Origin of the sequence: Clostridium sp., assembly GCF_034179595.1 — a bacterium.
GTDB lineage: Bacteria > Bacillota > Clostridia > Clostridiales > Clostridiaceae > Clostridium.
The window spans coordinates 38,638-52,289 of the sequence record NZ_JAXFPT010000027.1; the positions used below are offsets into that span (position 1 = coordinate 38,638).

Sequence of the window (13,652 nt, forward strand, 5' to 3'; positions counted from 1 at the left end):
TTTCCCTATACCTTTATTTAAACTCAATTCCTGCAAGTTTCATAAGATGTATTGCATTTTGAGTTTCACTTTTCCCAACTCTTAATTTATAATCAAATTTTATTTTATTATCTTCATAATATTCTCTAAAATTATAGTTTTCTATTCTATTATCATATTTTTCTAAATCACATAATTCTAAATCATGAGTAGATACAAGCCCAATAGCACCACTATTTATTAATTGTTTTATAAGCTCAGTTGCTCCAACATGTCTATCTAAAGAATTAGTTCCCTTAAAAATCTCATCTAATAAAAAGAAGACATCTTCTCCTTTTTTACTTGCTTCTATCAAAATCTTAATTCTAAGTATTTCTGCATAGAATGATGATATATTTTCTTCTAGATTGTCTTTAGTTCTCATACATGTATAAATATTAAATATTCCACATGTAAAATCATCACTAAAAACAGGAGCTCCAATATATGATAATACTAAATTTAAACCAATAGTTCTTAAAAATGTACTTTTACCTGACATATTAGATCCTGTAATTAGAGTAACTTTTTTATTACCTGAAAGAGAATAATTATTTCTAACGGCTTTTTCTCCTAGAAGTGGATGCCCAATAGCTTTTCCTTTTACTTCTTTTTTGTCTGAAATCTTTGGGAATTTAAATTCTTCAAAATCAAAATATACATTGGATATGCTCATTAATGCATCAATTTCACTTATAACATCTATCCATACTTCTAATTCCTTTGAGTTTTGTTCTCTCCAAGTTTCTAAATTTTCTACTATAAATACATCTGAAAATATAAAAACATTAATTATTAAATAGTATGCATTTCCAGAGCTATCTCCTATCCAATCTAAAAGATTAGATAATTTTTTCATTTCTTCACCACATGAATTTTTTGTACCACTTTTAAGCTTAGATTTTATTTCTTTTAAATATTGTGATTTAAATTCTTCTTTTTCTATTAATTCTAATATTTTAGCATAAGACTTAATAGTATTTTTTATACTATTAAACATCTCTAAATCTTCTTTATTATTTTTTGTAAGTAACTTAATAACAGCAAAGTTGATTAATAACATAAGTAAAATATAACTAGCTGGTATTATTTTAACTATTGATAAGACTATGCTTAAAAATGTTATAGCTATAAATAAGTACGCTACTATTTTTTTGCTTGCACCCTTACTTCTTTTTTCTTTGCTCCAAACCACAAATGCATCCAATTCTTCAGTTTCTTTTTTCTTATTCTTTATTATAGTTTTACCCTTTACTAAAAGTTCTTGTCTCCAACTTATTTTTTCACCAAGTTCTTTAATAGCTTCTTGTTTTTTTTCTACACTTTCCTTTGTAGGTAATTTTCTTAAAGAAAGATAGCTTACAAGTCTTTCTCTTCCCCCTTTAGTTAAGGTATCATTTATTAATTGGAACAATGAACTTTTCCCGAAAATATCAATATCTGAAGAAAATGGATGTGAGTCATCAATATATTCTGAACCATCATCTTCTATAGTTCTAAATTCACCATTTATTCTTTTTACACCTTTTTCATTTATCTCTAAAAATCTCACTATTTTAATTTTATTATTTATTATTTTATTGTGATATATAACAACCCCTACTAAAATAGCAAATAATAAAACCTCTCCACCTATAAACATTGATATTTTATTTTGTCTATATAGCACATAACCTAAAACTATCATTAAAACTACTATTAATAATCTACTCCAACCTATAGTAGTTATACTTTTTTCCATTTTATTTATTTTATCTTTACTATACTTTATATTATTTTGATAGTATTCTAAAGCTTTAATAAAAATCTCCTCCTTTACTATTTTTTACATATATTATAGCATATTAATATTAAAAAAAGGTTTGATTAACCTTTATTTTAGTTAAATCAAACCTTTTTTATTACTTATTTTCTTCTACTAAACTATCATATATAACTTTTAAATCATACTTCATACCTTCTAAGTATGTTTTATCATCTTCGCTTGATTCTAAACTATATATCTTTTCAACTTTAGCTCCTGCTTCTCTTGCTAAAGTTTCTGAAGTTTTAGGTTCAGCTAAACTTTCAGAGAATATTGTTTTTATATTATTCTTTTTACAATACTCTGCTAATTCTTCAAGTTTCTTTGGAGTAGCTTCCCCATCTGAATATAAATCACTAATTGACTTTTGAGTTAATCCAAATTCTCTGCAAAGATATCCAAAAGCAGCATGACCTGTTATAAAATCTTTATTTTTAAGTTTTTCAAATTTTGGCTTATATTCATTATGTAATGAATCAAATTCATCTTTTAGTTTATTATAATTTTTTTCATAATATTCTTTATTACTTGGGTCTTTTTCTATTAAAGCATTCTTTATATTATTAGCTTGAATTGTTGCATCCTTTAAACTTAACCAAATATGTGGATCTATTTTATCTCCATCTTTAATTACATCAACTCCATTGCTTGAATCAACCATTAAAGTTTTACTATCTTTTAATTGATCCTTTACTTTATCAAGCCATTCTTCTAATCCAAGACCGTTATAAACAAATATATCACTATTTGCAAGTTCTTTAAAATCCGCAGGTTTTATCTCAAAATCATGTGGTTCTTGCCCTGCTCCAACTAATGTCAATACATTTACTTTATCTCCACCAATCATTTTTGTAAATTGTTCTAATGGATAAATAGAAACTACAACATTTAATTTATTATTATCTGTTTGTTTATTAGAATTTTCTTTATCTCCCGCAAACCCAATAAGTCCAAAACATATAAGTATTGCACTTAATACTCCTATTACTTTTTTCAAGATTCGCACTCCTTTTGCATATGATTTGCATTTGCATATGATTAATTTTAATGTTTTTTCCTACTATTGTCAATTATAAATCTAAAATTTATTATATTATTTCTCTAAATCTTTCTAAATAAATTCCTAAATCTATTAAATCTATATATTCTAAATTTATAATTTTTAAATTATTCTTTATTTCAGTTTCTTTTTCTTCTAACTCAATGCAAATCTTTTTTAGAACTTCTTTTTTAGATTTATATTCTAAATATAGCTTATCTAAATCTCTTTTAATATCTTCAAATTCCTCTAATTTAATATAAATATCATCTATTGTATTACATCCACAAAGTTTAAGCATTGAATCTATAACTTTTTTATTCTTATTATATCTTTCTTCATCTTTATAAATACCAGACATATGTTTTAATTCAATATTCTTTTTTTCAATTTTCAACTTAATCTTTGCTTCTAATAAGTAAAAACTTTCTAAATCGCTTACAGCTTTTGATAAAGCTTCATGACTATCACAATCTATAAGATTCATATATTTTTGTAGTTTTTCTTCAATCTCTTTTATATCTTTATTTAAAGAACTAATCTCTTTTCTATTATTTATTTTATATTCGATATCTTTTTCTACATTATCTGAATATATAGCAAAAAATATTCCGGCAAGTATCAATATAATACTTAAAAAATACAAAATAGATGCATGAATATTTATTATATTAATTATAAATATTAGTGCTCCTAATATAGATAAAAATATAAACTTATTATTCTTTAGCTTTTGACCCATACTTAATTTTTCAATATTCTTATCTATATTAGAATATTTTATTTTTTCTTTTAATTCTTCTTGTTTAGCTTCATAATCTTTAATTAATATTTTTATTTCTTCCTTATAAGAAGTTAATTTAAATGTTTCACCTAAAAGTCTTCTCTTTTCTTCTAAAATTCTTTCCTCTTCTTCTAATGAAAATTTTATTTTCCTATTTTGCAAAACTTTATTCTGCAACTTTTTTTGTTCGCTACTTAGCTTAATTAAATTTTCTTTAAAGTCTTCATCCATAGACGAGAAAAACTTATAATCATCTAATTTATTATTTTTACAAATTATTTTATTTTTAATTTCTTCTAAATCAAACTCATTCTCTTTTTTTATATGTAATATTTTTAAGTATGTTTTATTTTCTTTAACTAGATAATTTACAAATTCCTTAGTAACTATACCTCTATTCTTTTCTAAATAATTATTTATATCTTTTTCTTTCTCTTCTAATAATCTTAATTTATTTATGTGGTTTGATATTTCTTCTTTCTCTTTATTGTCTATTTCTCTTCCAGTTAATCTATCATAAATAATTAAATCATCATCTTTTTTATTTAATCCAAAAGTTCTTTGAATTACATATTCTGCCCCACGATATTCAATTATTAATTGTCCTTGCATTTTTTCTTCTGGAGATGATAAAAATTTTTTTCTTAAACTACTTATATTAGTTTCTGAATCTTTAAATCCATAAAGCCATATATTTATAAAATTCTCTATAGTTCTTTTTTCATCTTCTCCATTTATTAAATTTATCCCTCTTCTAAAATCAAACTCTCTATCCTTAATACCTCCAAATGATTTAATCCTAACTTTTTTAATAATCATCCAAAGCCACCTCTTCTTAGCTTAAATTTTTAAAATTTAAGCCCTAATACAACTAAAAAATTGTATTATAATTGTTCTTTCTTAAGTTCTTTATATAACTTACTTGTATCTTTTGTTTTATTATTCTATTTAAGTAAATTTTGTTCTAATTTTATCATATATTTTACGCAAAAATAAAGAGGATGATTTAGAAAAAATCATCCTCTTGGTACTAAAATATAATATTACTTAATGGTGTAATTTTTTGATTTTAATTATTACCTTTTAGTAGGTGTTTATTTTATAGTATTTTCATATTCTTGTACCATTCTTTTAACCATTTCGCCACCTACAGATCCACATTGTTTTGAGCTTAAATCTCCATTGTAATCTGAAAATGGAACTCCTAACTCTTTTGCTACTTCATTTTTGAAGTTACTTAGACCTTGTTTTGCTTCTGGAACTATTACTCTATGTGACATAATCAATCCCTCCTACGGCTTACGGTATAAATGTAAGATTAAATCTTTGTTTGATTTACCTTACATCTATAGTTTATCCTGATGGGATATTTTAATTCATTGTAAATTAATGTTTTTTTGTTATATAAATCCAAATAATATTTTCTCTATTTTTAAGTTATAATTTAATATTTATGTATTAATAATTTACGTTTTCTATAGTCTTTAATACATCATTAACCCCATTTTTACTATTCTCAAATTTTACGCTTGAATCTATTACTTTTCTCTTTCCTTTATAATTTAAAATTATTGAAGATATTATTATGCTAATCGTAATAAGAATAAAAACTAAAATTATAATAATCTTACTTTTTTTATTCATTTTCTCCTCCTATGATATACCATTTGTTAAATTATATCATATTTTTGAAAAAATACTAATTTTTTTATATTTTTATTAAAAATCATATTTTTTTATTTGTTTTTTTATGAATTTATAATAGTTTTATTATATTATATTTTATTGTATTTTTGTTTATATAATTAAATTTTCGCACAAAAAAACACTCAGTTTTAAAACTGAGTGTTGCTGGCAGGGGCACTAGGACTTGAACCCAGAACCAATGGTTTTGGAGACCACTACTCTACCAATTGAGCCATACCCCTAAGACATTTACCATAATATCATAGTATATGACATTATGTCAACTATATTTTTATAATATTTTTAATACAAGAAATAACTACAATAAATGAATTGATGACTCAATTAAAATATTAAATAGAATAAATTTAAAATGAGAAAGACAAAATATCTTTCTCATTTTTATTGTAGAGTTGTTTTATAATTTGCTTTTTAAATTTTATGTAATATAGTTGTTTAAGGTATCTCTATTAAATATTATCAAGCTATCCTTTGATTATATTTTAACCTTTTTTCAAAAATCTTCAAGTTAAAATTTTGTAATAATTAACTATTTATTTAATAATATAAATAAAAGAAGTTTACCTTAAATTTTTTAGATAAACTTCTTTGTTCTATATCTTATTTTAAATCTGCTGGATATTCTAAACCTATCTGCATTCTTATTTCATCCATTGCTTGAATCGCCATTAATGAATTTTCATATGAGTTTTTCTTAGATTCTGTTTCATTTCTATTTATAACATCTATAAATTCATCTATTTCATAATACATATCATTTTCTTTTTGATCTACAGAAATTATCTCTTCTCTTCCATCTCTATAGACTATTTTTGCATTTTTAAATAATATACTATCAATTATAATAGTTCCTTCTTCACCTTGTATTTCTAGTGGTAATTTTGAATCGCTTATTTTAGAATACATAACTACTCCACTTGCACCTTCATAACTAAATAAAGCACTACCTTGTCCATCAACTCCACTTTCTAAAAGCATTGATTCACTTACAATTTTATTTGGCATTCCAAATAAATTAATCATAGGGTGAATACAATATACCCCTATATCCATAAGTGATCCGTTTGAAAGTTCTCTTTTAAAGGCGTTAAGAACAATTCCTTCCTTATACTTATCATATCTTGATGAGTATTGGCAGTATGATGCAAAATATCTTCTTACTTTACCTATCTTATGTAAGTTTTCTTTTACTTTTAAGAAATTTGGTAATACAGTTAATCTCATGGCTTCCATTAAAAGAACATTATTCTTTTTTGCTGCATCTATCATAGCTTTAACTTCTAATTCATTTGAAGCCATTGGTTTTTCACAAAGTACATGTTTTTTATTTTCTAAGCATAAAATTGCTTGATATGAATGAAGTGAATTAGGTGATGCTATATAAACTGCATCAATATCTTTTGACTTTGCAAATTCATTTAAATCATCAAAGAATTCTGTTGCTCCGTATTTTTTTCCAAATTCTTCAGCTTTTTCTATGCTTCTTGAATACATTGCTACAAGTTCAAAGTTTTCATGTGTAAGCGCTACATCTAAAAACCTTTCAACTATCTTTCCCGTACCTATGATTCCAAATCTTATTTTATTCATTTTTCAAAAAACCCACCTTTACTTTTTTTAGTACAGCTCAGGAATAATTATAACTATACATTTAGCTCTTTTAACTACATGTTCAGTTACTGATCCAACTAATGCTGTAAATTTCTTTTTAGTATTTTTTGCCATAATTATGATATCTACATCATTATCTTCTGCATAATTTAATATTTGATCTCCAGCATATCCAAATGCAAATTCTCTTTTACAATTGAATTCTTCTATTTTTTCGCTTGCATCTCTTAATATTGATTTACCTATAATTTCAGCATCTTTTATTTCTTCTTGAACAGCTAATCCGTTTATAAAAACTATTTCTCTTACGTTTATAACTGTTACTTCAACATCTTCTGGCTTAAAATTATTCTTTAAATAATTTAAGGCTATAAGACTTTTTTCACTGCCATCTATTGGTATTAAAATTTTTTTCTTTGTCATTTTAAGCACCTCTTCTTATGTAAAAATTTCTATTTTCTATATTATACATCTTATATCTTAATTTATTTTACTTTTAAATACTTATTCAATATAATTTAAACGTTTTAAAATAATTATAATAATTTCATAAAAATTTTTCATAAGATATGCATTAAAATATAAAAATAAAAGCTAGAAGTAATATCACTTCTAGCTTTTATATCTTTGGCAGGGGCACTAGGACTTGAACCCAGAACCAATGGTTTTGGAGACCACTACTCTACCAATTGAGCCATACCCCTTTAGGACAATATTAATTATAATACATATAAAACAAAAAAGCAATAATTTTATTTATTTTTTATTAATTCCTTTAATTTATTTATATTATATTCTATTTCCTCTTTAAAACTCTTATTATCATTATAAACTTCTAATTTTACTGCCTTAATACCTTTAACTTCATTCTTTGATTTTTTATCTTGAATAAATATTAAATTTTTAGTATCAAGTTTATTTTTCCTAATATAATCTTTTAGATTATTATCTTTAGGTAAAATATTATATTCAATTCCTAAACCCCTAAAGAAATACTCTAATTTATTATCTTCTAATATAAAATTATATTTATTTAAATCTTTACATTCATTACTAAAATTATCTTTTAATTTATCAATCTCTTCAACTATTTTATTGTAATTTTCTTCATAATATCCTCTATTTATAGGATCTTTTTCTTGAAGCGCTGATTTTATATTGTAAAGCATAATCTTATATTCTGGAATTCCTAAATAATAGTATGGATTTTGAACATCCTTATCATCAACTTTATATCTTAATTCTCTTATTCCTCTAGATAAATTTACAACCCCTAAATTACTTTTATCTAATTTACTTATCATATCATTAACTGATATATTTTCATTTCCAACTCCAAGATAAAATAATAAATTTTTACTTGATATATCTTTTATAGTATTTTCATCATACTTAAATTTCTTCATTTCATTCTGATTGTTAAACATATATTCTACATTGTGCTTATCTAAAACTAATGATTTAACAGCTTCATACTGCGGTTTATCTAATGTAATTATGTTTAAATTTACGCCCTTATTGATATTCTCATCAGTAGACGCATCTGCCATAAGAGTTTTTGAAACTCCACCAAGACCTAAAAAAAACGCTGCTGTTATAATTAGCATTGCAGCTGTTAATTTTTTCATGATTCCACCTCTTCATATATTCTCTCTATAAATATATTTGATATTAGATTTATTTTTTGTAAATATTTGTGTATTCTAATTTTACACTTTTTATTTTTATAATGCAATTACTTTTACTTTTCTTTTCTTGAATTTTTGGATAGAATATATAGATAGGCTAGATTTAGCGAAAGGAGGAATTTTTAAATGGAATTTGAAGTTAATAGTATTGAAGAAACTACAAAACTAGGTAAAGAGTTAGGTAAAATTTTAAACCCTGGCGACATAATTTGTTTAACTGGAGATTTAGGAACAGGAAAAACTCATATAACTAAAGGAATATCTGAAGGTCTTGGTATAACTGATAATATAACAAGTCCAACATTTACTATTGTAAATGAATATAATTCAGGAAGGCTTAAGTTATATCATTTTGATGTTTATAGAGTAAGTGATCCTGATGAAATTTACGCAATAGGTTTTGATGATTATATATTTGGAGATGGAGTTTCAATAATTGAATGGGCAAACTATATAGAAGAAATTTTACCTAAAGAATATCTTCATATATATATAACAAAAGATTTATCTAAAGGAGAAAATTATAGAAAAATAACAATTACTCCTTATGGTGAAAAATACAATTACGTAAAGGAGCTGACTTTATGCTAGTTTTAAGTGTTGATTCATCTTCAAAATGCGCTACAGCTGCATTAATAAAAGATGACCTACTTTTAGCAGAATATACATTAAATAATAAAAGAGAACATTCTGTTCTTCTTATGGGAATTATACAAAAATTATTAGATGATTCAGGAATTACAATTGATGATGTGGACGGATTTGTAGTGTCAAAAGGTCCTGGATCATTTACTGGACTTCGTATTGGAATGGCTACTATAAAAGGACTTAGCTTTGGTAGCAATAAACCATATGTTAGTGTATCTACTCTTGAAGGACTAGCTTTTTCTGTTTCTTCTTTCGATGGAATAATATGTCCAATAATGGATGCATTAAGAGAAAATGTTTATACAGCAATTTATAGAAGTAAAAATGGTAAGCTTGAAACAATAGTAGATTGTACTTCAATGGAACTTTCAGAACTTAAAGAAAAGCTCAATGAACTTGGAGAAAAAGTTATGTTTACAGGTGATGGTGTCTATAAACATAAAGATTATTTAATAGAAAATATTGAAAATGCTTCATTTGCTCCAATCCACCTTAATACAGTAAGGGCATCACAGATTGGTGAAATAGGCTTAAATCTTCTTAAAAACGGAATCAAAGATGATGATAATTCTTCTCCTTTATATTTAAAACAACCTCAAGCAGTTAGAGAATTAGAAAAAAGGCTTCAAATGAATAATGGAGAATCTAACTCTTAAGAAATTAAGTTTAGAAGATATAAATGGTTTGTATGAAGTAAGTTCTTTAAGTCTTAAAGAAACTTGGAGTTTAGATGCTATAGAAAAAGAATTATCTAATAAGTTTGCAAGATACATAGTCTGTAAAGATGGTGATAAAGTCATTGGATTTATAGGTGCATGGCTTATAGCTTCTGAAGGACAAATTACAAATATAGCAGTTCATCCAGATTATAGACAAAAAGGAATTGGAAGAAAACTTCTTAAGTCATTAATATATTCTTTAAAAGAGGAAGACTGTAATGCAATAACATTAGAGGTTAGAGAATCTAATATTATTGCTAAAAACCTTTATAAAAGCTTAGGTTTTTTAAGTGAGGGTATCCGTAAAAATTTCTATGAAGATAACAAAGAAGATGCTAATATAATGTGGTTACGTGATTTTTAATTATAAGTAAAAAAGCTATGTATCTCAAAGTATACATAGCTTTTCTTATATCTTTTAATATTATACTATTTTTTGTTTCTTTTTACTCCCAAGGTCTGGTTCAACCTTAAATACAGCAACTGAAATTTTCTTATATAACATATAAGTTAAAACTGATAATACAACTCCCTTTACTGTATTAAAAGGAAGTAATCCTATTGTTACATATTCCATTAATTCAGCTGGTGCCATTTTCATACCATATACTGGCAATAAGAAATATATGTTAGCTACGATTGCTACAACTTCCATAGCTATTAACCCAACTATCATTCCTAAAATAGCAGTTTTCTTTGATTTATTTCTCCAATAAATAAATGCTGCTGGCGCTACAAATGATACTCCTATCATAAAGTTTGCAACTTCACCAACTCCACCTGTTGAGCTACCAGTTAATAAGAAATGCATTACAACTTTTAAAAATTCTATCAAGATTCCTGTAAGCGGTCCAAATGCAAATGCGCCCATAAGTGCCGGCACATCACTTATGTCCATCTTAAGCCACGGAAATATTGGTATTATAGGAAGTTCTATAAACATAAGTATAAATGCAACTCCTACCAATAGTGAAACTTTCACCGTTTTGTTAATGTTTGATTTCATTGTAATTCCTCCCCCAAATCATCTTCATTTGGTGGGTAGGTATTAGTAAATTACAAAAATAAAAAGCCCTACTATACATTTAAGTATATCAGGGCTTATAATTCTTTCTACTTAAGATACTAATACCTTACCTTCTTTCATCCAGACTATACTGTCGGCTTCGGAATTTAACCGAATCATGCTAAAAGTTAGCTCGCGGGCTTTACCGCCGGTGGGGAATTGCGCCCCGCCCTGAAGATCATATTAATATTATTTACTTTATATTATAATAATATCATTTTTGTTATAATATTGTCAAATTACTTTTTAATAAAACATATTATATACCCTTAATTTACTTCCTTCATAGAAAGAGATATTCTTTTTCTTTTTTCATCAACTTCTAGTATTCTAACCTTTATTATATCTCCAACCTTAACTACATCAAGGGGGTGTTTTACAAATCTATCTGCCATTTGACTTTTATGAACTAATCCGTCTTGATGAACTCCAATATCAACAAAAGCGCCAAAATCTGAAACATTTCTAACTGTTCCCATAAGTGTCATACCAGGTTTTAAATCCTTCAAGTCTATAACTCCTGTTTTAAGTATTGGCTTTGGCATATCTTCTCTTGGATCTCTTCCTGGCTTTTGTAATTCCTTTATTATATCCTTCAATGTAGGTTCGCCCACTTGTAATTGTTTAGCTAAATTACTTATACCTTTTTCTTCAGTTCTCTTTTCTATATCTTTTAAATTCTTATTTTTTAAATCATCTATAGTATAACCTAAAACTTCTATAAGCTTTTTAGCTACATCATATGACTCTGGATGAACTGATGTATTATCAAGAGGATTATCACTTTCCATAACTCTTAAGAAACCTGCACATTGTTCAAAAGCTTTTTGTCCTAATCTCTTAACTTTTAAAAGTTCTTTTCTTGTTTTAAATTCTCCATTTTCTTCTCTATAAGCTACTATATTATCTGCAATACTTGTATTTATACCTGATATATGCGTTAAAAGACTTGGTGTAGCTGTATTTAAATCAACACCTACTTTATTAACTGAATCTTCTACAACACCATTTAATGATTCTTCTAATCTTTTTTGGCTTACATCATGTTGATACTGTCCAACTCCAATTGCTTTTGGATCTATCTTAACAAGTTCTGCTAATGGATCTTGAAGTCTCCTGCCTATAGATATTGCTCCTCTTACAGTAACATCTAAATCTGGATATTCTTTTGTAGCAAGCTTTGATGCTGAATATACTGAAGCCCCAGCTTCTGATACAATAACATAAGCTATTTCTTTTCCCGTTTCATTTTTTATCTCTTTAATCATTTCACTTATAACTTCTTCTGATTCTCTTGAAGCTGTTCCATTTCCTAAAGATATAACATCAACATCATATTTATTTATAAGTTCTTTTAATTTATTTTTAGTACCTTCAATATCATTTTTAGGAGCAGTTGGGTATACAGTAGTATTTTCTAAGAATTTACCTGTACTATCTAATACTGCCACCTTACAACCTGTTCTAAAACCTGGGTCAAATCCCATAACAACTTTCCCTTTTATTGGAGCTTGAAGTAATAATGATTTAAGATTTTCCTTAAATATATTTATAGCCCCTTCTTCTCCTTTATCAGTAAGCTCGCTTCTTATTTCTCTTTCTATTGATGGATATATTAGTCTTTTTAGTGAATCTTTAATAGCCTCTTTTAATAATTCATCAGTATGACTATTTTTCTTTAATAAATCATTTTCTAAATAATTTATTATCTTTTCTTCATTTGAAGTTATTTTAACTGAAAGTACCCTTTCTTTTTCACCTCTATTTATAGCAAGTATTCTATGTGAAGGTATCTTTTTAACTTCCTCACTATAATCATAGTACATTTCAAAAGGAGTTGACTCTTCACTTTCTCCTTTTGTTTCTATTACTCCCTCATTATAAACAAAATTTCTTATCCATTTTCTATATTTTGCTTCATCTGAAATAACTTCAGCAATTATATCTAAAGCACCTTTTATTGCCTCTTCTTCACTTTTAACGCCTTTTTCTTCACTTATAAACTTTTTAGCTTCTTCATTTATATTTCCTTTAAAGTTTCCATTTAATATAGTTTCTGCAAGTGGTTTTAAATCTTTTTCTAATGCAATAGTTGCCCTTGTTCTCTTCTTTGGTTTAAAAGGTCTATATATATCTTCAACTTCAGTTAGTGTTTCTGCTTTTTCAAGAAACATTTTTATTTCTTCAGTAAGATTACCTTGCTCTTCTATTATCTTAATTACCGCTTCTTTTCTATCTTCTAAATTTCTTAAATATGTTAATCTCTCTTCTAATTTTCTTAAAACTTCATCAGAAAGTCCACCAGTCATTTCCTTTCTATATCTTGCGATAAAAGGTACAGTATTTCCACTATCTAATAATTCAATAATATTATTAATAACATTTAATTTTAATCCAAGCTCTTTAGCTAATTTATCATTAATATTCATTATAAAACCTCCAAAATTCACTTTATCTTTATTATACCCCTGTTTATTGTTTGAATGAACTTTTTAGTATTATTTTACATACTATTTTTTATTACTATTGTAATTATGTTAAGTTCTAGTATAATTATAATTGTAAATA

The 13,652-nt window shown here is 25.7% G+C and carries 13 protein-coding genes, 2 tRNA genes and 1 riboswitch; of the genes, 3 read left to right on the top strand and 12 right to left on the bottom strand.

Translation table 11 applies throughout. The features are described from left to right. Window positions 1-13: 13 nt before the first annotated feature. The 10 genes from SPJ33_RS03295 to SPJ33_RS03340 all read right to left on the bottom strand — a co-directional run bounded on the left by SPJ33_RS03295 (window position 14) and on the right by SPJ33_RS03340 (window position 8,591). Window positions 14-1,759: a MutS-related protein gene (locus SPJ33_RS03295; protein ID WP_321116551.1), complete on the bottom strand. Its 1,746-nt coding sequence runs from the start codon at window positions 1,757-1,759 to the stop codon at window positions 14-16. A 160-nt stretch (window positions 1,760-1,919) separates the two neighbouring features. Continuing rightward, window positions 1,920-2,822 carry a metal ABC transporter solute-binding protein, Zn/Mn family gene (locus SPJ33_RS03300; protein ID WP_414627202.1) on the bottom strand — a complete coding sequence of 301 codons (903 nt, stop codon included), beginning with the start codon at window positions 2,820-2,822 and terminating at the stop codon, window positions 1,920-1,922. An 88-nt stretch (window positions 2,823-2,910) separates the two neighbouring features. Next, window positions 2,911-4,464: a hypothetical protein gene (locus SPJ33_RS03305; RefSeq protein WP_321116553.1), complete on the bottom strand. Its 1,554-nt coding sequence runs from the start codon at window positions 4,462-4,464 to the stop codon at window positions 2,911-2,913. Window positions 4,465-4,739: 275 nt separating this feature from the next. Further along, window positions 4,740-4,925 (bottom strand): alpha/beta-type small acid-soluble spore protein, encoded by a 186-nt coding sequence (locus tag SPJ33_RS03310; protein ID WP_321116554.1) that lies wholly within the window; start codon window positions 4,923-4,925, stop codon window positions 4,740-4,742. Between the two features lie 178 nt (window positions 4,926-5,103). Continuing rightward, complete coding sequence (locus tag SPJ33_RS03315; RefSeq protein WP_321116555.1) at window positions 5,104-5,289, bottom strand: hypothetical protein; 186 nt, start codon at window positions 5,287-5,289, stop codon at window positions 5,104-5,106. Window positions 5,290-5,497: 208 nt separating this feature from the next. Then, window positions 5,498-5,573, bottom strand: a tRNA-Trp gene (locus SPJ33_RS03320). A 379-nt stretch (window positions 5,574-5,952) separates the two neighbouring features. Beyond that, the gene (locus tag SPJ33_RS03325; RefSeq protein WP_321116556.1) at window positions 5,953-6,942 is read right to left on the bottom strand and encodes a Gfo/Idh/MocA family oxidoreductase; all 990 of its coding nucleotides are present in this window, start codon (window positions 6,940-6,942) and stop codon (window positions 5,953-5,955) included. 27 nt (window positions 6,943-6,969) lie between these two features. Continuing rightward, window positions 6,970-7,386, bottom strand: a complete 417-nt coding sequence (locus tag SPJ33_RS03330; protein WP_321116557.1) for a universal stress protein — start codon at window positions 7,384-7,386, stop codon at window positions 6,970-6,972. 205 nt (window positions 7,387-7,591) lie between these two features. Further along, window positions 7,592-7,667: transfer RNA gene (locus SPJ33_RS03335), tRNA-Trp, on the bottom strand. Window positions 7,668-7,715: 48 nt separating this feature from the next. Beyond that, window positions 7,716-8,591, bottom strand: a complete 876-nt coding sequence (locus SPJ33_RS03340) for a metal ABC transporter substrate-binding protein (RefSeq protein WP_321116558.1) — start codon at window positions 8,589-8,591, stop codon at window positions 7,716-7,718. Window positions 8,592-8,777: 186 nt separating this feature from the next. Here SPJ33_RS03340 and tsaE point away from each other — a divergent pair, with 186 nt between their 5' ends. The 3 genes from tsaE to rimI are packed head-to-tail and all read left to right on the top strand — an operon-like array spanning window position 8,778 to window position 10,382. Continuing rightward, window positions 8,778-9,242: a tRNA (adenosine(37)-N6)-threonylcarbamoyltransferase complex ATPase subunit type 1 TsaE gene (tsaE, locus tag SPJ33_RS03345; RefSeq protein WP_321116559.1), complete on the top strand. Its 465-nt coding sequence runs from the start codon at window positions 8,778-8,780 to the stop codon at window positions 9,240-9,242. Continuing rightward, complete coding sequence (tsaB, locus tag SPJ33_RS03350) at window positions 9,236-9,955, top strand: tRNA (adenosine(37)-N6)-threonylcarbamoyltransferase complex dimerization subunit type 1 TsaB (RefSeq protein WP_321116560.1); 720 nt, start codon at window positions 9,236-9,238, stop codon at window positions 9,953-9,955. The genes tsaE and tsaB overlap by 7 nt, the downstream gene beginning before the upstream one ends. Next, window positions 9,936-10,382: a ribosomal protein S18-alanine N-acetyltransferase gene (rimI, locus tag SPJ33_RS03355; protein ID WP_321116561.1), complete on the top strand. Its 447-nt coding sequence runs from the start codon at window positions 9,936-9,938 to the stop codon at window positions 10,380-10,382. Before tsaB ends, rimI begins: the two co-directional genes overlap by 20 nt. Window positions 10,383-10,442: 60 nt before the next feature. Here the strand turns inward: rimI and SPJ33_RS03360 are convergent, their stop codons facing one another. Both SPJ33_RS03360 and SPJ33_RS03365 read right to left on the bottom strand, forming a co-directional pair. After that, complete coding sequence (locus SPJ33_RS03360; protein WP_321116562.1) at window positions 10,443-11,024, bottom strand: ECF transporter S component; 582 nt, start codon at window positions 11,022-11,024, stop codon at window positions 10,443-10,445. A 125-nt stretch (window positions 11,025-11,149) separates the two neighbouring features. Then, window positions 11,150-11,267: riboswitch (FMN riboswitch) on the bottom strand. Window positions 11,268-11,353: 86 nt separating this feature from the next. Beyond that, window positions 11,354-13,513 carry a Tex family protein gene (locus tag SPJ33_RS03365; RefSeq protein WP_414627200.1) on the bottom strand — a complete coding sequence of 720 codons (2,160 nt, stop codon included), beginning with the start codon at window positions 13,511-13,513 and terminating at the stop codon, window positions 11,354-11,356. Between the last annotated feature and the right edge of the window lie 139 nt (window positions 13,514-13,652).

Coding starts and splice junctions, on each gene's coding strand:
- SPJ33_RS03295 (WP_321116551.1), bottom strand. CDS start 1,759: ATGGAAAAAAGTATAACTACTATAGGTTGGAGTAGATTATTAATAGTA.
- SPJ33_RS03305 (WP_321116553.1), bottom strand. CDS start 4,464: ATGATTATTAAAAAAGTTAGGATTAAATCATTTGGAGGTATTAAGGAT.
- SPJ33_RS03310 (WP_321116554.1), bottom strand. CDS start 4,925: ATGTCACATAGAGTAATAGTTCCAGAAGCAAAACAAGGTCTAAGTAAC.
- SPJ33_RS03315 (WP_321116555.1), bottom strand. CDS start 5,289: ATGAATAAAAAAAGTAAGATTATTATAATTTTAGTTTTTATTCTTATT.
- SPJ33_RS03325 (WP_321116556.1), bottom strand. CDS start 6,942: ATGAATAAAATAAGATTTGGAATCATAGGTACGGGAAAGATAGTTGAA.
- SPJ33_RS03330 (WP_321116557.1), bottom strand. CDS start 7,386: ATGACAAAGAAAAAAATTTTAATACCAATAGATGGCAGTGAAAAAAGT.
- SPJ33_RS03340 (WP_321116558.1), bottom strand. CDS start 8,591: ATGAAAAAATTAACAGCTGCAATGCTAATTATAACAGCAGCGTTTTTT.
- tsaE (WP_321116559.1), top strand. CDS start 8,778: ATGGAATTTGAAGTTAATAGTATTGAAGAAACTACAAAACTAGGTAAA.
- tsaB (WP_321116560.1), top strand. CDS start 9,236: ATGCTAGTTTTAAGTGTTGATTCATCTTCAAAATGCGCTACAGCTGCA.
- rimI (WP_321116561.1), top strand. CDS start 9,936: ATGGAGAATCTAACTCTTAAGAAATTAAGTTTAGAAGATATAAATGGT.
- SPJ33_RS03360 (WP_321116562.1), bottom strand. CDS start 11,024: ATGAAATCAAACATTAACAAAACGGTGAAAGTTTCACTATTGGTAGGA.
- SPJ33_RS03365 (WP_414627200.1), bottom strand. CDS start 13,513: ATGAATATTAATGATAAATTAGCTAAAGAGCTTGGATTAAAATTAAAT.